Genomic DNA, 20,410 nt, shown 5'->3' on the forward strand with positions numbered 1-20,410 from the left:
GCGGCGTCGCGGTGGGAATCGGCGGCGTTGGCGGTTTGCTCAATACAGCGGAGGCGTCGGGCACGGTTGCTGATGGTATCTGCCCCCGGCCCGAGTGGCGCTCTTCACTCCGGCGGCGCGACACGTATGCCGTGTCGCACCCGATTCCCGCGGTGTCGCCGGTTACTTCGCCCTGATCGGCGAGTCCTTCGCCAGTCCGGAGCGCGTCTGCACCGCCACATCCGGCGCGGCCTGCACCGCGTCCGGGACGTACGGGGTGAACTGCTCCAGCGAACCCCAGTCCCGGCCCCAGTCATGGTTCAGATAGGACGGTTTGGTCTGCGATTTCAGCAGCAGTCCGGTCCAGCCGAGCGGGCCGCCGCCGATATCGTCCTGCCAGGCATTGGAGGCGTCCGCGCCGGTGCGGTCGGGCAGGATGCGCCACTGCGGCACCTCGGCGATGCCGTCGTGGTGGTCGAACGGGCGCTGGCAGGGGAAGGCCAGGCCGACGTGCCAGTCCTCCAGGACCGGAGCCTGATGGCCGACAAGCGAATTCAGGGTTTGCAGTTTCGGCAGTCGAGGAGGGGTGACAGCCAGCCACTGTTTGGGTGTTATGTCCGGATCATTGGCGACCAGGCGGATGCTGTTGGCGCCCACCGGGATATCGGCGATCGGCACCCGCAGATTGCGCCACGACGGTGCGCCGCCGATATCCAGCGGCCGAATCCGATTCACCTCGCTCATGGAGCCGTCGGCGGCGCGGGTGCCGTACTCCACCCACAGGTCCGCGCCGTAGGTCTCCACGTGGTCCTTGTTGATCGAGCGGATGCGCCCGGCCGCGGTCACGACGAGCACCTGGTAGGCGGGGTCATTCCGAACGCTGTCGGAGAGGTCGACTTTGTACCACTCGGTGGTCAGCTTGGCCGGAGCCTGATCACCTTCGGTGTAGCTGCCCATGACCGGCGTGCGCGCCGCGTCCAGCCCGAACGGCAGTGCCACCGTGGAGCCGTTGACACCGGCCTGCGTGGTCTTACCGCCGCCGGTGCCCGCGCCGGTGGTGTTGGTGGTCTTGTTGTCGTCCTTGTTCACCGAGTTGGCTCCGCCGGTGACGGTCTCCTCCGCATCGGCGGTCAGATCGGTGGCGACGCCGTTCGGGGTGAATCCGGTGTTCTCCGCGGCCAATCCGTCGGCGGCCGCACCGGTCCACGGCTGCAGCAGCGAGTCCGCGGTATTCGTCTCCACCAGTACGTCATTGGCGAGCGCGCACGAATCACCCTTCAGCGCATCGATATTCGACTTGGCGATGCTGTACGCCGGGTACTGGCTGACCGCGGCCTTGGCCAGCGACAGCACCTCGAACAGCACCAGCAGCGCTGCCGCGATGGTGAGCGGCATGCTCGCGAATTTGTCGAAGGCCCGCAGCGGTTTCGGCTGCCGGTACGGTTCGCGATAGTGCTGGAAGGCGGCGATGAGCAGGCACAGGATGGCCAGGCCGAGGAAGAGCGTGGACAGGCCCTTGCCCGCGATCAGCGGGGCCTTGTCGAACCAGGGCACGCCGTAGCTGGACACGTACCACCAGCCATTGGGCCCGGTGAAGGTGATGGCCAGCAGGAACAGCACCGCCGCGCAGAACAGCGTCCGATTGCGCGGGGAGCGAATCCCGTTGACGCCCACCGCGACCGCCGCCAGCGCCGCCACCGATCCGGCGAGTCCGGCGTAGACGCCGAAGTGGTGCGTCCACTTGGTGGGCGTGAACATCATCAGGAAAAGCGACATGAACACGATGCCGAGAATGCGCGCGGACGGTCCGCGCGAGGCCCCGGGAATCCGGCCGTTCTTGCGCAGCATCACCATGACGCAGACGCCCAGGCACAGCAGCATGGCGAGAATGCCGAACCGGCGGGCCAGCGATCCGTCGGGGGAGAGCATGAGCAGCGAATCCCAGCGGGTGCGTTCGTCGAACCAGGCCACATTCGGCCCGATGATCTTGCGCACCCGGGTGGCCTCCAGCACCGAGGCCAGGGTCTGATCACCGAAGACGACCACCAGCACCAGGGTTCCGGCGGCTACGCTCGGCGCGAGCAGCGCGGCGTACCGCAGCAGCGCCGATCCGGTTCCCTTGGCCTGCTTGATGATCACCTGGAGCACCGGTCGCGAGCCCGCGATGAGCGCCGCGATGCAGATGAGCCCGGTCGGCCCGGCGGCGAGCGAGAAGGCGGCGATCAGCACGCCGACGGCGGCGGGCAGCAGTCGCCCGGTGGCGATGGCACGTTCGATGGAGCACCAGGTCAGCAGTGCGCCCGCGGCGATGATCGGTTCCGGCCGCAGTCCGTTGTCATAGGGCATCCAGGCGGCCAGGAACACCAGTGCGGCGGTCCAGACCGCGACATTGTCGCGGCGCACCCGAGCGCCCAAGCGCGGCAGCACTTCCCGGCTGATCACCAGCCAGCACACGATGCCCGCGAGCAGTGACGGCAGGCGCATCCAGGGGCTGGAATCGCTGATCCGGGTCATCCAGACCAGCACTTCGTACGGCCAGCCGAACGGGGCTTCGGCGACGCCGAACCAGCGGTAGTAATTGGCCATGTAGCCCGAAACCTTGGAGGCCCGAGCCATATTCAGGATGTAGCCGTCATCGGAGGTATTGGCCCCGATGAAATGCCACAGCACCAGCGTGCCCAGCGCCACGCCGTCGACGAGCCGGAAGCGCCACCAGTGCGCGGGCAGGAACCGGCGCGGCCGTCGCCCGTCCCGGGTGTCGAGCAGGTGCAGCGCGTACAGCGACAGCAGCGTGAACAGCACCGCGCCGATGATCGCGGCGTACTTGAGCCAGCTCGGGCTGGAGGTGAATCGGGCGTCGATATCCGCCTGCGCGGCACCGGTTCCGAGCTGTGCGCGGCTCAGATCGGTGAACATGCCGACCACCTGCGGCCGGGTGTCCCCGCCCACGCTGCCGACGAACGGCGTGCCGTCCTTGCGGCTGACACCGGTGAGCTCGACGCGGGTCGAGCCGGCATCGGAGTGCAGGGTCAGCGCCGTGCAGTCCTGGATCTCGGCGACGGGTGCGGACAGCAGCGGGATATTGCGCAGCAGCACCGACAGCGTGGGCGCGGCCTCGGCCCCCTCGTCGACCTTGATGACCAGGCCCTTGTCGATGGCCTTGCCCGAGGCGACCGGCACCGTGGAGAACAGCGTCCCCTTCGGCAGCTCCCGCAGCACCTGGCACGGCAGGTTCACATCCAGGTTCAGCGGCACATAGGACACCAGCGGCGCGTCGATATTCGCCGAATCCCCCTGTGGCCAGTGCACGGTGGGCCGGTCCTGCCGGACGGGCAGGATCGGGGTCAGCACCGCCAGCAGGAATCCGAGAATTCCGGATACCACGGCGAGCAGTCGGACTCGATGAAACGCTCGGGTGTCTTCGCGCACGAGTGCCGATGCTATCCACCCTGCTCGAGTTCCCGGCGCAGCCGGGCTACCGCGGCGCTGAAATAACCTGTGCCCCCGCCGCGTTCATCCTCCCCCGCGAGGTGGAAACTGGCTCTTCCGGTGGAAACACGTCAGGATGGTTGTTATCCGAACTGGGCGAGGGGCCGGGCCGGGAGATTACGAGGGAGCATGACCGAGCTGCGTCCGGGCGAAGTGATCGCCGGGTTTGTCATAGCGCGGCGAATCGGTGCTGGTGGATCAGGCGTCGTCTACGCGGCGCGGCATCCCCGGCTGCCCAGGTTGACGGCGCTGAAGATTCTGAAGCGCGATGACGTCACCGCGGCCGACGAGGTGTGGAAGCGATTCGAGCGGGAAGCCGATATCGCCGCGCATTTCGATCACCCGAATATCGTGCAGGTGTACGACCGGGGGATCGAGGACGATCGGTTCTGGATCTCCATGCAGTACATCGAGGGCACCGATGCCGCTGAGCTGCAAGGAGTTTCGGCGGAGCGGGCATTGCGGATCGCGGAGGAGATCGGCGGCGCGCTGGATTACGCGCACGGCAAGGGCGTGCTGCACCGCGATGTGAAACCGTCGAACCTGCTGATCGCTGCCCCGGACAGCGGTCGCCCGGAGCGTGCGCTGCTCACCGATTTCGGCATCGCCCGGCTGCGGGACGAGACCACCAATCTGACGAGTCCGGGAAATATCTCGGCGACCTTCGCTTTCGCTTCGCCCGAACAGGTTTCGGGGAAACCGGTCGGTCCCGGCTCCGATCAGTACTCACTCGCCTGCACGCTGTTCGTCCTGCTCACCGATCAGCGCCCCTTCACCGCGGACAATCTGCTCGGCTGGGTGCACGCGCACACGCAGGGAAAACCATTGCGCGTCAGCGATATCCGCCCGGACCTGCCCGCCGCGCTGAACCCGGTGTTCGAGCGCGCGCTGGCCAAGGATCCCGCCGACCGCTATCCCAGCTGTCGCGAATTCGCCGAGGCCGCCACCGCCGCCTACTACTCGGACCCGGCGCTCGCGGTCACCGCGCCCGCTCGCGTCACCGCGCGCGGGGCCGCCGCATCGCCCGCGTCCACACCGCGAAAACCACTGGCCCGGAGACTGTTTCGCAGACAGATCGGCGTCGCCGTGATCACGGCCGCCATCGTCGCCGCGGGTGTGAGCTTCGCGCTCTACCGCACCGGCTCCGAACCGCCTGCCGTCGACACCGGCACGGTGCCGGACAAATTCGTCGGCACCTGGCTCGCCACCGAGGGCCAGACCAACTATCGCCTCATCGTGCAGCAGGGCCGGGTGGGCGATTCGATTCTGCAGAACCGCGTGGACGGCGTGCTGCCCAACGGTTCTCCCTTCCACTGCGAGTTCGCCGCCCCGCTCGGCCAGGTGCCAGCCGACGGCGACCGCCTGCTCATCGGCACCTCCGAAATCGTCGACCGCGAACCCGCCAATGCCTGCCGTGCCAACGGTCCCACCACCCTCACCCTGCTCTCGGACGGGCGGGTGAGCCGCAAAACCGATGTGAGCGGGCTGATCACGTACACCAGCGCGGGCGCGGTCGCCGATTCCTGGGGCCGCGACCACGAACCCATCGCACAGGCTTTCCCGAGCCTGATCGGGCAACTGGCGTCCACCGGCGGTGCGGTGGGCTGGCAGGGCGCGAACTGCCAGAAACTCGATCCGGCCGCCGGTGAACCGGCCCAGGGCACGCACCGGGTGCTCTGCAATGCCCAGGACCCGACCGGTCAGGTGCGCTTCAGCCTCTTCGATTTCGGTGTCCGCCCGGCCCAATCGGCGGCGGCGCTGTTCTTCGGCGGCAATGCCCGCACCCTCTCGTTTCCGCATCAGGATGTGGCCGGCGCGCTGACCGTCACCACCGGAAACAGCGTTGACCCGGCCACTTTCACCGATACCGATGCCAAGCACGCGATGGCCGCGGTCAGCTTTCCGGACGGCGATCCCAGGTCACGTTTCGTGCTACTGCTCCGCTGGCCGGGCCACACCGTCGATAATGTTCTGAGCGACTGGCTTTCCCGAGCGCCGCTGAAGTAGGTGCGTCATGGCGGAATTGCGTCCCGGCGAGGTGATCGCCGGGTATGTCATTCAACGCGGTATCGGTGCCGGGGGCTCCGGTGCGGTCTACCTGGCCCGCCATCCGCGACTACCCCGGCTGGCCGCCATCAAGGTCTTCGGCAGTGACAAGGTGCACGCCGATGCCGAGGCGTGGAAGCGCTTCGAACGCGAGGCCGATATCACCGCGCGCTTCGACCATCCGAATATCGTGGCCGTCTACGACACCGGGGAAGACGCCGGGCGACTGTGGATCTCCATGCAGTACGTGGAGGGCAAGGATGCCGACGCCCTGCGCGGCACGCATCCCGAACGGGCGCTGCGCATCGCGAGCGGGGTGGCCTCGGCGCTGGATTACGCGCACGGCAAGGGCGTCCTGCACCGCGATGTGAAACCGTCGAACATCCTGCTCTCCCCGGCCGAGGACGGGCGAGCCGAGCGCGCACTGCTGACCGATTTCGGAATCGCCCGGCTGCGTGACGAATCAACCCATCTCACCCGCACCGGTGATGTGGCGGCCACCTTCGCCTACGCCTCACCCGAACAGGTCTCCGGCCGCGATCTCGATCCGCGCACCGACCAATATTCGCTGGCCTGCACGCTTTTCGTACTGCTCACCGGGCATCGGCCGTATATGGCCAAGGATCTCGCGGGCTGGGTGCTCGCGCACACCCAGATTCCGCCGCTGCGCATCACCCAGGTGCGCCCGGATCTGCCGCGCGCCCTGGATTTCGTGTTCGATCGGGCGCTGGCCAAGAATCCGGAGTACCGGTTCGGCGGCTGCGCCGATTTCGTGGACGCCGCGTGGACCGCCCTGTCCGGGCCGGTGACCGCCGACCGGATGCCGTATATCAGTGCGCCACAGCCGATTCCGCCGGTCGACCCGGCGCGGATGAAGACCACGCTGCGCGCATCGGGGTTCGCGCACCCGTATACGCAGCCGGAGCCGACCCCGCCGCCGACCCCGGTCCCCGTGCCGCCACCCGAACGCGGCGGCTCCCGCGTGCTCGCCGGGGTGCTCGGTGGCGCGGTCGCGATACTGCTCGCCGGTGGCGGATTCCTGCTCGCGTACAAGCTGGAGAGCAATGGGAGCACGCCGGGCGCACCGCTGTCGGCCATCGTGCAGACGGCGGCGACCGCGCCGGTCACCCCGGCGTTCACCGCGCCCACCGCCACCGTGCCGACCGCGACCACCGTCGCCACACCCGCCGGTCGCGTGCCCGCCGCGTTCCTGGGGGAGTGGACCGGCTCCAGTGATCAGAACGCCGACGACTACCGCCTCACCATTCGGCAGGGCGAACTGAACCAGGTGGTGGAAACCTCGACGGTGTACCGCAATGGAACCCCGGTGTGCTCGTTCGACTATCGGCTACTGGATGTCTCCGCCACCGATATCACCGTCGGCAACGGCATCACCACCAGCGGCGGTTCGAACTGTCATCCCCAGACCACCCAGGTGCTGCGGCTGACCGGCGGGCAGATAGTCCGGGACCTGGATATCAGCGGCCACGTCACCTATACGAGGGTCAGTTGACGAGTCCCCGCACATCCCAGAGCCATACGCCGTCGACACGTTCGGCCGGGATGCCGATCAGCTGATCCACGGTGTACCGCAGGACGTCGGCATTGTCGGTGGGCGGCAGCACGATCACATCGGCCTGCCAGAACCGCAGGTCGGCCAGGGCCTGCGCCTTCACGGCGTCATCGATGACCGGAACCTTGTTGGACTGCTGCGCCTTGATCAACAGGCTGGCGGTCGGACGGTCATCCGGCCCGTACCGCCCCTTCTTCTCGGTCCCGGTGGGTCCGACGAAATAGCCTCCGGCCAACGGGAACTGGAAATCGGCGCGAGTCTGCCATTGCAGCGCGCGGGCATCGGGCGGCGTGGGCGGCGGCGCGATCACCACCGAACCGTGCGAAACATACTGGCGCACAGTGCCATCGGTGAAGAACCTGGGCGCGGCCGGGCGCTGCACCACCGGCAGGATGGTGGGGGCGAGCGGCAGCAGCGCCAGCGCCACGGCCGCGAACCAGGCCAGCGGCCGCCAATCGGTCGCCGACACCCGCCAATAGTCCAGGGCGCGTTGGGTTCCCATGGCGAGCACGATCGCGATGGCCGGAATGGCGGCCATCGTGAACCGCGATTCCAGCACCGAGTTGAGCAACGGCACCCGCTCGAACCACTGCCACGGCAGGGCGATTCCGGTGTCGCGCTTACCGATCGTGAGGGTCGAGCCGAGCGAGAGCAGGGTGCCCGCCGCGATCACCACGACCGCGGCCCGCACCACCCGCTCGCGCCACATGAATACGGCGGTCATGAGCACCAGCAGCAGCAGCGGCCAGCCGAAATACGAGTTCTCCTCGGTCGGATTGATGGCCACGTTCTGCCCGTGCTGGAACACCCCGCCCAGCGATTCGGACGGAAACTGGAACAGCGCCTTGAGATCGTTCTGCATCGGCCCGTGATCGATGGACCGGTAGGACTGTGGCCCGAAGAACTGCCACCACAGCGGAATCTCGGTGAACGCGAGCGTGATTCCCGCCGCCAGCAGCACTGTCGGCGCGACGGTGCGCACCACGCGCAATCCGGTGCGCGGTGCGTGCAGGTAGTAGACGAACGCGAACAGCCCGAAGGCCAGCGCGAAAATGAGCAGCGGCTCCTCACCGAGCGCGATCTGCAAGGCGATCAGCAGGCCCAGGATGAAGGCATCGCGCAGTCGGCGGGCCTTACGGGCGTCAGCCGGAGTGCCGGACAGCCTGGCGACCCGGATGAGCTGCAAGGCGATCAACGGAAGCAGCGCCAGCACAACGAAATTCGGGTGAGCGTTGGCGTGCGAGATCATGGCGGGCGCGAACCCGCAGAACAAACCGCCTACGGCCGCCGCGAATTTGGAGGTGACCAGCTCCCGCGAGAACAGCCAGTACCAGGCGAACGCGGTGCCGAACAGCCCGAGCGTGAGCACCAGCACGAAGGTGACGGTCGGCCCGAACAGCAGCGTCACCGGCGTCAGCGGGACACCGACCCCGAACATGGCGGTATTGGCCATCATGTTCACACCGTCGGGATAATTCTGCAGGCTGGTGCCGAGCGGATTCTCCAGATGCGCGATCTTGTGCGCGGTGACCGCGAAGAACCACTCCCACATGGTCTGGTCCTGACCGCTCTTGATCAGGTACCCGCGATCGGTGTGCAGCCACTGCCCGGACAACACCAGCACGGCGAGCGAGAGGTATCCGGCGGCGGCGATCAGATCGGCGCGGGCGGTGCGCACCCGGTGCGCGACACGCTGCCCACGAGTGCGCTCCGGGGCAACAGTTTTCGGTACTGTTCGGTCGAGAACGGTGTCGAACCCCTGTGCCACGCGATAACCCCTTTTGCCTTCAGAACAGCGGCCCACGCTACCGCGTGCATCTGAGACCGCGCTGGCAAGTTTGTCGAGTTATCCACAGAAAAGGGCCTTCATCCCCAGGTTTCTGCCCCCTTTTGGGGATAAGTACCGTGGGCCACATCACATTTGAGTGGCCCCGGCTATAACTCTCAGGGCTGAACGACCACCAGTGTGAACGGCCCGATCTCGGTGATCCGGAAGTGCGGATCCGCGAACAACGACTTCGGGAACGCCACCGTGTACCGCTTCACATTCGGATCATTCGGGTACACGTCCTCGGACAGCCGCAGCGTGTAATCGTCGCCGGAACGCCGGAACAGGAACGCGTCCGGTGCCCGCCACGGCGACTTCGCCAGCGCGTCCCGCAACTCCTGCGGCGACTTCAACTCGCTCCACCGCTTGATCTCCGCGGAGCGTGCCGCGAAGTCGGCGAGCGGGTTCGCGTAATGCGAAGTGAGCGCCTGGAATCCGTAGTACGGGTAGATCGACAGGAAACTGGTGTCGGCGGTCAGCACCACGCTCTGATCGCGGGCGCGCCCCGTCTGCGCCAGCAGCGCCGCATCCACATCCCGGTAGTGCGACACCGCGGACGGCGGCCGCTTATCCGCCCGCTCACCGTTGCCATCGGTATCGGTGTAGGCGGTGGTGATCTCATTGGCCAGCACATGCGGAATCTGCTGCGCGAACGCGACAGCGCCGATCACCGCGATCACCCCCGCCGCCAACGGCATTCGTGCGGGCTCGTTCAGCACCTGATAGATCGCGCGAGCGCCTTCGACGAACCCGAACGCCCCGGCCGTGGCCAGCAGCGCGTACAGGATCGGCTCCAAGCGGAAGGACAGCAGTGTGGTCCCCGCCGCGGTGGCGGTCATGGACAGCAGGCACCACAGGTAGACGGCCACGACGGCGATGCCCAAAGCCTGTGCGCGACGCGAACTTCCGACCCGCAGCACCAGCCACACCGTGCCGAGCAGGCAGAAGACGCCGATCAGGGAGAAGTCGAACATGGGCAGCGGCAGCTGCGACCCGCCCTCGGGCAGATAGTGGAATGCGGTGCCGGACTTGGGGATGGTGCCGCCCAGCAGCTTCAGCAGGAACGGGAACCATACGGTCAGCGCCAACAGGCCCGCGACGACTCCGGCGCCGATTAGCCGCAGCAGAATCGGCCACACCACGCGCCAGCGTCCGGGGACGGCCGGTTCACCGTCGACCCGATGCCGTTGCGCTCGAACCGCTTTACCGCGCTCGCGCAGTGCGAGTCCTGCCGCGACCAGTGCCATCAGGCACACCGCGAATACCGCGACACCGAAGTACAGGGTGTAGAGCATCGCCCCCACCCCGAGGAACAGCCCGGTTCCCAGCACCGCTCCCCAGCCGCCCGCCGTGGCGGCCGCGGGCTCGGCAGGCCGGTACAACGCGCCCCAGGCCAGCACCATCGCGGGCGCGAACAGCAGCACCAGCGGAGCGCTGTACGCCTCGGGCGAGCCGTAGGCCAGTGTCACAGCGGTCGTGGCGGCCGCGATCGCGATAGCCCAGTCCGCTCGAATCAGCTTGGACCACAGCACAACCGCGAGAACCGCCGTTACCGCGAGCCCGATGATGGCGAACGGCTTGAACGCCTCCCACCCCGCCATACCGGTCAGGCTCGCGAAACGTCCGCCGACCCAGAACCATCCGGCCGGATAGAACGGCGGCAGATCCACGTAGTTCATATCGTGCAGCGCCGCACTGTCCGTCAGTCGCGTCAGATATTGGGTCCGGAACTCCTGGTCGACGGAGATGCCGAACAGATACAGCTTGGTGGCAGCCAGCGGCATCCCCAGGGTGACGGTCGCGAACCCCGAAATACCCACCCAGGACAGCAGTTTCGCCACCCACGGCCATTTGTCCATGCGCACCAGCACGATCGCCGCGACCAGCAGCGCCAGCGTCACCACCTGGCCGACGGTCGTCAGCGCCCGAGTCACGTTGGAGGAGTTGAAGGCGGGCCACTGCACGGTCGAGAACGCCACGAGACCGATACCGGCGACAACGGCCGCGACAACCGCCGCCAGCGCGCCCTCACCGAGCGCACCCCCGGCCTGCCGCACCAGCATCGCCCCCCGGCTGCCTGCTTTCTCGCTCATTCCCACTCCGCCTCCGGGTTCGCTTCCATGGACCGCTTACCGCAGCGAAGCCTAACGATCTTCGGACCCTCATGAACTCTCGCCCGGCCGACACGGCCTTCAGAGACCCAAACCTCAACAGACAAGACCTGGAAAGAAAAAGAACCAAAGACAAAGACGCCCGGACAAGAAAAGAACAAGAACAAAAGACAAAGACCAACAACAAGAACCAAAACACTTGGGCGGCTTGGTTCTCGAGTCTTGGGAGGTGACCACAGCCAGTCACCCCGTCGGGGACGTGAGGGGCGGCCTGGGTTGCGGGAGAGCAAGTCGGGTACGGCAGGCGAAGTAACCAGCACTGCTTCTTTGCCTGGACTGCGGCAGGGCTGGAACCGGAGACGGGGCACCTGGATTGAGGTACGGGCCATGCCTGTAGAGGTGCGGACATGCCTGTAGGACCGGCAGGAAGGCTCCTGACGGTGAAAACAGGTGGGGTGGAGCCTATTGCCTGGCTGGGCAAGCCGGGCGAGGCAATACCCAGGGTCGCTGACGCATCCTGTTCGGCGCACACGCTCGAACAGGGCTGACGGGCAACGGTGGTGCGGCCGGGGCGGTGGCCATCAACTCGTCCGGGTGATGCATGTGATTGACCTGCGGTGTCCGAGTCGGATCGATATGCGCGGGAGCGATCCAGGCGGTACGTCCGGCGAACTTCGCACCTTTACCGAGTTTGATGGTGGTCCATCCGGTGGGGGTGTCGTTGACCAAAGCGTGGCAGTGATCGCATGCCAGGGTGAGGTTTTCGATATCGGTCAGTCCGCCTTTGACGAACTCGGTCACATGATGCACGGCGGCCATGCTGGCGGGTGCGGTGCAACCGGGGCGGGTGCAGCCGCGTTCGGTGGCGATCAACGCCATCCGCTGGGCCGGGTTCGCCAGGCGGGCCCGACCGATGTGCAGGGGCATGTCCTCGCCGTCGGTGATGACCGAGAACGTCTTGCTCTTGCGGGCGGCCATTTCCAACGCCACAGCGACAGGCACAGTCCCACCGGTGGCCGTGGTGGCCACACCAGCGGCGCGTTCCACATCGTGGATGCTCATGGTCACAATGGTGGTGACCGGCAACCCACGGTGCACGCCCAGGTGTGCGGGGTGGAAGTCCGGGTGCAGCAGCGCGAACAACGCATCATGCTGGCGTTGCACGGTGGTGCGCATATCGCGCTTGGCAGCGGCCTTCACAACCTCGGGGTCGAGGTTCTCATCGACCACGAACGGGCTCTCGGGATCGGCCGGGTTGCACAGACCCGGCCGTGCGAGCTTGGCCAAGACGGCGTCCATGGCGGCGCGGGCTTCGGGGGTCAACACCACGGTCATGGTGGACATCAAGTCGAAGCCCTGCGGGCTCAACCGCATGCTGCGCATCCGCGCACGATCAGTGTCATCGGTCAGGGTGCCATCCGGGTCGAGATGACCCAGGATCCTGTCCCCGATTTTGGGGAGCTGGTTCGGGTTCAACGCACGCGCATGCCGCGCCAGGTGCTCTTCGGCCAAGGCCCGGTCTTCGGCGGTGACCTTGTTGGGCAGCCGGTCCATGACCTGCCGGATAACGCGCACATGGTCGAGGCCGATCGCGCCTTCTTCCTGCGCCAGTGCGGTGTTCGGCAGGATTGGTGCAGGGACGGAGATTTCGGAGTTGTCTCCGACACGCGGCCAGATGGCTGCTTGTTCGGCGCAGTGCCACCGGTTCAACGCGTCCCCGTGTGAGATCCGCAGTGTCTGTTGCAGAAACAGCGCCACGCTGCCTGCGCCCGCCCGCTTGGGCAGTGACCGTGAGCAGGTCTGCACGACCAGGTCGAGTTTGAGCGCGTCGAGTTTGCGGGTAGCGGTTTCGATCTGCTGCATCAATTCGACAATGTCGTTGTCCGACACCGGAATAAGCGGCTGAGAGATCAGGGTGTCAATCGCAGCGGAAAGTGCTGATGCACTCTCCGTGATTGCGATGTTCTCCCCTGAATTCATACCCCTATTCTACTCCCGCAAAACAGACCCCGAAAGTCGAATTGCGTTGTGATATAAGGATATTCAGAATATCGATGTTTTATCTCCACCTGAACGAAAAACGAGCGGCAGCCGAATCGGCCACCGCTCGTTGCGTTTTCGCTCCCGCCTACACGGGCAGCTTCCGGAACACAGGCCGCGGAATATGCCGCAGCACCATCATGATGTACCGGAAAGTCCCCGGGGCCCAGACGATTTCCTTGCCCTTCTCGGAAGCCGCGACAGCGAGAGCCGCCACGTCTTCCTTGTCCACCGTCAGCGGCGCTTCCTTCACATGCGCCGACATGCGGGTGCGGACCTGCCCCGGTCGGATCACGGTGACGCGCGGTCCGTGCGGGCGCAGCGCTTCGCCGAGGCCGAGGTAGAAGCCGTCCAAGCCCGCCTTGGTGGAGCCGTAGACGAAGTTGGAGCGGCGGACGCGCTCACCGGCCACGGAGGACATGGCGATAATGCGCCCGTAGCCCTGGGCCTTCATCTTCTCGCCGACCAGCACACCGACCGAGACGGCGGCGGTGTAGTTCAGCTCGCAGGCGATGACGGCCTTGCGCTGGTCCTGCCACAGTTCCTCGGCGTCGCCGAGCATGCCGAACGCGACGATGGCGACGTCCACGTCACCGTGCGACCAGGCCGCGTCGATGACCTTGGGGTGGGAGTCCATCTCCAGCGCGTCGAAGTCGATGACCTCGACCTCGGAGGCACCGGCCGACTTCAGCAGCGCGACAGACTCTTCGCGCAGCGGGTCGCCGGGCAGCGCCGCCAGAATGATCCGCGCGGGACCCTTCTTGAGGTACTCCGAGCAGATCGCGAGACCGATCTCGGAGGTGCCGCCAAGCAGCAGAATGGACTGCGGATTCCCTACCGCATTGATCACTGAAGCTCCAGCCTTCGCGCCATATCGGACATGAAAACGCCTGTGGGATCGACACTTCGGCGGATTTTGATCCACTCGTCGATCCGGGGGTACATCTTGTGGAAGGTCTCCGCCGTGGTGCGGGAGTCCTTCGCGGTGTAGAGCCGGCCGCCGAATTCGGTGACGCGCCGGTCGAGCTCGGTGACGAGTTCGTTGAGCCCGTTCCGAATCGGGAAGTCCACGCAGATGTTCCAGCCCGGCATCGGGAAGCTCAACGGCGCCGGGTTACCCGGGCCGAACAGCTTGAAAACATTCAGCGCCGAATAGTGCCCCGACGCCTGGATATCGATGATGATCTTCTTGAACTCATCGACGGCTTCGGTCGGCACCACGAACTGGTACTGCAGGAATCCGGCCGGACCGTACGCCCGATTCCACTCCGCGATCATGTCCAGCGGGTGATAGAACTGGGTCAGGTTCTGGATCTTGCCGGTGTAGTTGCCGCCCATGGCGTAGTACGCCTCGCCGACCGAACCCAGGGTCAGCTTGTTCGCGGTGAAGCTCGGGAAGATGTTCGGCACCGTCAGCAGCTGCGGCGCGTCGAACTTCAGCGGATTGCGCTGCTTCTTCTTCGGCAGCTCATCCACCTTGGCCAACCGGCCGCGAGTGATGGTGGCGCGCCCCAGCTTCGGCAGCGGGTTCATCACGTCGAACCACGCGCTCGAATACGTGTAGTTCGCCTCGCTGCCATCGCTGTGCGCGGCGATGGTCTCGTCGAGGGTGCTGGTCTTCACACCGTCGTTGATGAAGTACGCGGTCTCCGTCGCCACCATCTCGATGGTCGCGCGCAGGATGATGCCGGTCAGCCCGTTACCGCCGACGGTCGCCCAGAACAGCTTCGCGTTCTTCTTCGGCCCGATGGTCGACACCTTGCCGTCGGCCGTCAGCAGGTCGATGGACCGCACGTGATTGCCGAACGAACCCTCGGAGTGGTGATTCTTGCCGTGGATATCGGAGGCGATGGCGCCGCCGATCGTCACCTGCCGCGTACCCGGCAGCACCGGAACCCACAGCCCGAACGGCAGCGCCGCCTTCATCAACTGGTCCAGGCTGACGCCGCCGTCCACGTCGACCAGGCGCGAATCCCGGTCGATGCGGTGGATGCGGTTCAGCGCGGGCATATTGATGACGAGCCCGCCCGAGTTCTGCGCGTGGTCGCCGTACGAGCGGCCGAGGCCGCGCGCGATGACGCCGCGGCGTAGGTGCGCGGGCTTGGAGTCGTTGTCGTCGGCGACCATGGCGACCGCCTTGGCGATCACCTCCGGATCACTGGTCGACAGGACTTCAGATGTGGTGGCTGCGGTGCGACCCCAACCGGTCAGGCGGCGGGTCTGCGTGGGCAGTTCATAGGAACCGTTCGACGCTACGTCCGCACCCGCGCTCGCCGATTTCGTATCGGGAGCGGCCGTGGTGGTGGTCTGAGCTTTCGTGGACATCGGGATAGAGGCTACAGGCATAACCGTCTCGAGGCTTGTGTCCTTCGTCCCGGGCGATACCCTCATGCCTTGTGACCGCGGAACCCCATCTGCCCCTGCCGCCCGAGCTGCCCCTCGTCGACGAGCCGGGCGGTACGGACGTCGATCTGAAGACCCAGATCATCCGGTTCGGCGTCACCGGCGGCCTGTCGGCCATTGTCGACTTCGGCCTCTACACGCTGCTCTTCAAGGTCTTCGGACTGCCGCTCCCGGTGGCGAAGTCGATCAGTTTCATCGCGGGCACCACCACCGCCTACCTGATCAACCGGCGCTGGACCTTCAACGCCGAGCCGAATCGCAACCGCTTCATCGCGGTCATCGTGCTGTACGCGGCGACCTTCGCGATTCAGGTGGGGATCAACCAGCTCTGCTATTACGCCCTGCCCGATCAGTGGTGGCGGATCTGGCTGGCGTTCTGCGTGGCGCAGGGCACCGCGACCGTGATCAATTTCATCGTGCAGCGCGCGGTCATCTTCAAGATCAACTAGACCGCCCTCGCACGTGGCAGGGTGAATCGCATGGTGGTTGAACTATGACCCGGGCGGTACTGGTCACCGGAGCCTCGCGGGGGATCGGCCGAGCGGTCGCGACAGTGTTCGCCGAAACCGGAGATCGAGTCGCGGTGCACTACTCCTCGCGGCGCGAGGAGGCCCAGCGGACGCTCGCCGCGCTGCCGGGATCCGGACATGCGCTGATCGGCGGCGACATCTCCACCCCCGACGGCGCGAAACTGGTGGTGGACACCGCCATCGACGCACTCGGCGGTGTCGACGTGCTGGTCAACAATGCCGCCGTGAATCTGGCGCAACCGGTCGCGGATACCTCCTACGAGCAGTGGCAGCGGATTTGGCGGCAGACCGTCGACGTCAATCTCATCGGTACCGCGAATGTGTCATTCCTGGTGGCGCGGAACATGATCGAGCGCGGCGTACCCGGTCGAATCGTGAATATCGGATCGCGCGGGGCCTATCGCGGCGAACCCGATCACGTGGCATACGGCGCGACCAAGGCCGGCGCGCAGTCCCTCGCGCAATCGCTCGCGGTCGCCCTCGCGCCCTACGGCATCGGCGTCGCGGCGGTCGCTCCGGGCTTCGTCGCCACCGAACGGGTGGCCGAGCGGGTCACCGATGCGGTCAAGGGGCAGAGCCCATTCGGACGGGTGGCCGAACCGCACGAGATCGCCGCGGCGGTGCGCTATCTCGCCTCCGCGGAGGCGATCTGGAGTTCGGGCACCGTGCTGGACGTCAATGGAGCCTCGTACCTGCGGTAAGGTCAGTGATCCACTAGGGCAACGGATTCGGCCTCGGCCTTGGTGTGGAAGTAATCGCCGCCCTTGGCCCGGACATTGTCGGTGCCCCACTGCACGGCTTCGCGCTGTGCGGGGACCAGATGCGGAATGTGCTTGCGGCAGTGGATGTACGCCTCCTCCACATCGACCACCACCCAGCGCTCGGCCTGCCGTCCGCGCTCACCCGGCGGCAGCTCCGGCACACAGCGCCGCATCAGCGCGTCGTCCACGATGCGGGCGGTGCCGTTGATGTGCAGCCCGATCAGATCGCGCACGAAATCCACCAGCAGGATGCCGACGTGCGGGTTCTCCAGCATGTTCCCCAGGCTGGCGAGCACCCCGTTGCCGCGATACTCCGGATAGGCGAGCGTGCGATCGTCGATCACATGCAGGAAGCCGGGTTTTCCGGCGCGAAAGCTGGTGTCGCACTCACCATGTTTATCGGCGGTGGCGATGAAGGCCATATCCATCCGGCCGATGAATTCGATCATCTGCGCATTCAACCGATTCCGGACCTGATCGGAATAAAACCGATCGGCTCGTTCCTGGGTGCCGTAGCGCTCCTGCAGTTCTCGCTCGCCGTCGCTGCCGTTTCTGATACCGGGCATCGTCCGACCCCTTTGGTAGCTGAATACCGGATGAAAAGAGGCTCGGCCACGAACTCAGGCCATCCGAAATGCTATACGGTTTAGCTATTTTCGTCCGGCGAATGCGCGAGAACAAGGGTCTTCGGACCCTTAACCACCGGTATGCCGCAATCCCCCTTATCGTCCGCGCGTCAACCGCGCCCGGTCCAGCACCAGCACCGAACCCCGCCCCAGCCGCACCACGCCCGCATCCTCCAGCTCGCGCAACACCTTGTTGGCCGTGGCCCGCGTGGTCCCGGCCATGGACGCCAGATCCTCCTGGGTGAGCCGGATGAGCGCGGGCTTACCGTCCCCGTCGCCGTACACCGCCGCCAGATGCGCCAGCCGCCGCAGCACCCGCGTCTCCACCGGCAGGTACAGCGCCTCCAGCACCGCCGCCGACAGTCGCCGCACCTGCGCCGCGAGCGAAGTGGTGAGGAAGCGCTCCACCTGCGGATGCTCCCGCCGCAACCGCTCCAGCTGGGTCCGGTTCAGCGTGAGCGTCTCCCCGTCGGTGACCGCCACGATGGTCGCGGTGCGCCGCGCGTCCGGACTCAGCAGCGCCTGTTCACCGAACATCTCACCCGGCCCGAGAATGGTCAGGGTGGCCGAATTGCCCAGCGGCGTGGTGATGCGCACGACGTAGCGCCCGGACAGGATCAGGTGCACGCAATCCCCGGGATCGCCCTCGTGGCAGACGATATCGCGGCGGCGGAACCGCCGCGGTGTGCACGCCGCGATGAACTCCCGCCGTTCCTCCGGCGAAAGACCTTCCAGCAGTTCGAATTCCGCCACTACCTCACCGCAGTCCGTTCAGCCGGTACACCGTCACCGGCAGGCTCTTGCCCTTGATGTCGAAATCGCCCAGGTTCGTCACCCGCGCCCGATCGCCGAGCCGCTGCCGGGTGAGCGGCCCGATCGCCACCGTGCCCGGTTCGGCCAAACCCTCCAGGCGCGCGGCCAGATTCGTGGTGTCGCCGATGGCGGTGAAATTCCGCATCTCCCGCGCGCCCACATTGCCGACGATGGCCGGACCGGTATTCACCCCGACCCGGAACATCGGCCACTCCAGCGCGGTCGCACCGCTCGCGCGCTTGATCTGGACGGTGTCGCCGGTGCCGACCCGGCCGTACCGCACCGTCGCCTCGTCGGCCGGATCAGACCCGGCCTGCCCGGACGGTCCGGTATGCGCCTCTCTTCCCGGGCCGGTGGGTCCCGGCGTTCCGGGCCGCCCCGCCGTGACGTACGCCGTGCCCTGGCGTTCGCGCACCGCGGCCGTCGCGCGCTGAATCGCCAGCCCCGCCCGTGCCGCGCGCAGCGCGTGATCCGGTTGCCGCACCGGCGCGTTGAAGATCGCCATCACCGCATCGCCGACGAACTGCACCACCGTGCCGCCCTCGGCGAGGATCTCGGGCACGATCACCCCGTAGTAGGTGTTGAGCATGCGCATGACCTGCACCGGCCCGGCCTGTTCGGAGAACGGCGTGTACCCGCGCAGATCCGCCATGAGCACACTCACCTCGTGTACCTCGCCACCCAATCCGGCCTGGGACGGATCAGCCAGCAGCGCGGTCGCCACCTGCGGCGACATATAGGACCGGAACAGTCCGTCCAATTGCTGGTAGAGCCTGGCGTTTTCGAGTGTCACCGAGGTCTGGCTGGCGAACGACTGCGCCACCGCGTGTTCGGCGGGCCCGAGCTGTGCCGGCGCGCCCGGTCCGGTGCGCGACAGTTCCAGCACGCCGGTGCGAATTCCCTTGACCGTCAACGGGTATGCGAACGCGGCGGGATTCGGCGGCTGTCCGTCGCTGAAATGCAGCCGTCCCTGCCGCAGCACGCCGATGCGCACCAGGTCGCGGTCGAAAGCGTGATTGGCCAATTGCTGTATCTCAGTGAGCAATTCGTCCTCACCGCGAATCACATTGGCGCGCTCGCCGACCGCGACCAGCGCACCGAGCCGCCGCACCTGTTCCCGCTCATCGCCGAGCGCGTGCGCGCTCTGCTGCAGCACCGCGACCTGTCGCTCGGTGAGCCCGAAGCGCCGCGAAAGCTCTTGTCCCACAGCGCCGAGCGGTTCATCCGGGCGCACCCCGCCGGTGCCGCGCTGATCCAGCGCGATCACCATCTCCTCCAGCGCCCGCGCGTAATCGCGCTGGATGGCGGCGAGGGTGCTGCGCTGGGTGATGCTGTCGAACAGTCCGCGCGCGGAGCCCTCGCGCAGGAAGCTGCGATGCGCGCTGATGGCGATGAGCGCGAACGCCACCCCGAGCAGCACATGCCATTCCCACCAGGACAGCCGCCAGCTGCGCCCGAACCCGACCGCGAACATGGCCTCGGCCAGCAGTACGAACGAGGTGAGCACGCTCAGCAGGATCGTCGACCGATTGCGCAGGTAGAGAACGGCGTACGCGCCCGCGGCCACCAGATAGCAGGCCCCGCCGACGAAGGCCGCCGCCACCAGCGGCCCCTGCACCTCGTCCGGATCGGGCACCGAATCGAACGGCGGCACCCGGGTCAGCGAGGCCAGTGCCCACACCGCCATGAGAGTCAGAGGCAGGGCGGCGAGGAGCTCGGTGAAGCGGTGCGCCCGCGCGGTGGGCCCGTACTCCACGACCGAGGCCAGCGCCGCCAGCCCGCCCAGCACCATACCGACCGGGACGGCTCCGGTGAAGCCCACATTCGGCTCGGAGAGAATGACACCCGGTGTGGCCAGCGCGTGCAGGCCCAGAAAACCCGAATTCACTTGGAACACCAGCGAAACCAGGATCAACCGCATATCCCGGTGCGCGCGGGCGGCGCGCAACAGCAGCACCCCGAGTCCGAGCGACAGCACTGCCGCGCCGAGGATCAGCCAGAAGTGCACACCGCCGTCCATGTACATGTGATCCAGCGGCGGATGCGTGATCAACAGCAGCAGTCCGGCGGCGGGCAACGCCACGTGCACCGCCCACAGCGCCACCCGCGATATCGAAATCCGGCCTGTGCCAACCGCGGTCACGGCGCGCCCCTCTCCACCCGAGCGGCCGACATACCCGCCCCGCTCGGTCTCACGATCGTTCTGTCCGC

General features: G+C 66.7%; 13 protein-coding genes. 4 read left to right on the forward strand and 9 right to left on the reverse strand.

Annotation, left to right across the window (positions count from 1 at the left end; genetic code table 11):
- Positions 1-162 precede the first annotated feature (162 nt).
- Positions 163-3,408, reverse strand: coding sequence for an arabinosyltransferase domain-containing protein (locus AB0L82_RS17970; RefSeq protein WP_364637138.1), 3,246 nt, complete (start codon positions 3,406-3,408; stop codon positions 163-165).
- Between the two features lie 189 nt (positions 3,409-3,597).
- On the opposite strand from AB0L82_RS17970, the gene AB0L82_RS17975 reads away from it, so the two are divergent.
- On the forward strand, positions 3,598-5,475 hold the full coding sequence (locus AB0L82_RS17975; protein WP_364637140.1) for a serine/threonine-protein kinase: 1,878 nt from the start codon (positions 3,598-3,600) through the stop codon (positions 5,473-5,475).
- Between the two features lie 7 nt (positions 5,476-5,482).
- Positions 5,483-7,027 (forward strand): serine/threonine-protein kinase, encoded by a 1,545-nt coding sequence (locus AB0L82_RS17980; RefSeq protein ID WP_364637142.1) that lies wholly within the window; start codon positions 5,483-5,485, stop codon positions 7,025-7,027.
- On the opposite strand, the gene AB0L82_RS17985 is transcribed toward AB0L82_RS17980, so the two are convergent.
- The 5 genes from AB0L82_RS17985 to AB0L82_RS18005 form a co-directional block, all read right to left on the reverse strand.
- Positions 7,020-8,855, reverse strand: coding sequence for a glycosyl transferase (locus tag AB0L82_RS17985; protein ID WP_364637144.1), 1,836 nt, complete (start codon positions 8,853-8,855; stop codon positions 7,020-7,022). The two genes, AB0L82_RS17980 and AB0L82_RS17985, sit on opposite strands and share 8 nt — an antisense overlap.
- A gap of 176 nt (positions 8,856-9,031) precedes the next feature.
- The gene (locus AB0L82_RS17990; RefSeq protein WP_364637966.1) at positions 9,032-10,978 is read right to left on the reverse strand and encodes a galactan 5-O-arabinofuranosyltransferase; all 1,947 of its coding nucleotides are present in this window, start codon (positions 10,976-10,978) and stop codon (positions 9,032-9,034) included.
- A 510-nt stretch (positions 10,979-11,488) separates the two neighbouring features.
- Positions 11,489-12,889, reverse strand: coding sequence for a DUF222 domain-containing protein (locus AB0L82_RS17995; RefSeq protein ID WP_364637146.1), 1,401 nt, complete (start codon positions 12,887-12,889; stop codon positions 11,489-11,491).
- A 265-nt stretch (positions 12,890-13,154) separates the two neighbouring features.
- Positions 13,155-13,916, reverse strand: coding sequence for a decaprenylphospho-beta-D-erythro-pentofuranosid-2-ulose 2-reductase (locus tag AB0L82_RS18000; protein WP_364637148.1), 762 nt, complete (start codon positions 13,914-13,916; stop codon positions 13,155-13,157).
- The gene (locus AB0L82_RS18005; protein WP_364637150.1) at positions 13,913-15,391 is read right to left on the reverse strand and encodes an FAD-binding oxidoreductase; all 1,479 of its coding nucleotides are present in this window, start codon (positions 15,389-15,391) and stop codon (positions 13,913-13,915) included. The genes AB0L82_RS18000 and AB0L82_RS18005 overlap by 4 nt, the downstream gene beginning before the upstream one ends.
- 71 nt (positions 15,392-15,462) lie before the next feature.
- Between AB0L82_RS18005 and AB0L82_RS18010 the strand changes: the two genes are divergently transcribed.
- Together AB0L82_RS18010 and AB0L82_RS18015 are read left to right on the forward strand one after the other, a co-directional pair.
- Positions 15,463-15,918, forward strand: a complete 456-nt coding sequence (locus AB0L82_RS18010; RefSeq protein WP_364637152.1) for a GtrA family protein — start codon at positions 15,463-15,465, stop codon at positions 15,916-15,918.
- Between the two features lie 44 nt (positions 15,919-15,962).
- Entirely contained in the window at positions 15,963-16,700 is a 738-nt protein-coding gene (locus AB0L82_RS18015) for an SDR family NAD(P)-dependent oxidoreductase (protein ID WP_364637154.1), read from the forward strand.
- Between the two features lie 2 nt (positions 16,701-16,702).
- Here the strand turns inward: AB0L82_RS18015 and AB0L82_RS18020 are convergent, their stop codons facing one another.
- The 3 genes from AB0L82_RS18020 to AB0L82_RS18030 form a co-directional block, all read right to left on the reverse strand.
- Positions 16,703-17,326: a pyridoxamine 5'-phosphate oxidase family protein gene (locus AB0L82_RS18020; RefSeq protein ID WP_364637156.1), complete on the reverse strand. Its 624-nt coding sequence runs from the start codon at positions 17,324-17,326 to the stop codon at positions 16,703-16,705.
- A 156-nt stretch (positions 17,327-17,482) separates the two neighbouring features.
- Entirely contained in the window at positions 17,483-18,139 is a 657-nt protein-coding gene (locus AB0L82_RS18025; protein WP_364637158.1) for a Crp/Fnr family transcriptional regulator, read from the reverse strand.
- A 4-nt stretch (positions 18,140-18,143) separates the two neighbouring features.
- Positions 18,144-20,342 carry an adenylate/guanylate cyclase domain-containing protein gene (locus tag AB0L82_RS18030; protein WP_364637160.1) on the reverse strand — a complete coding sequence of 733 codons (2,199 nt, stop codon included), beginning with the start codon at positions 20,340-20,342 and terminating at the stop codon, positions 18,144-18,146.
- Positions 20,343-20,410: the final 68 nt, after the last annotated feature.

Source organism: Nocardia sp. NPDC052001 (assembly GCF_040680615.1).
GTDB lineage: Bacteria > Actinomycetota > Actinomycetes > Mycobacteriales > Mycobacteriaceae > Nocardia.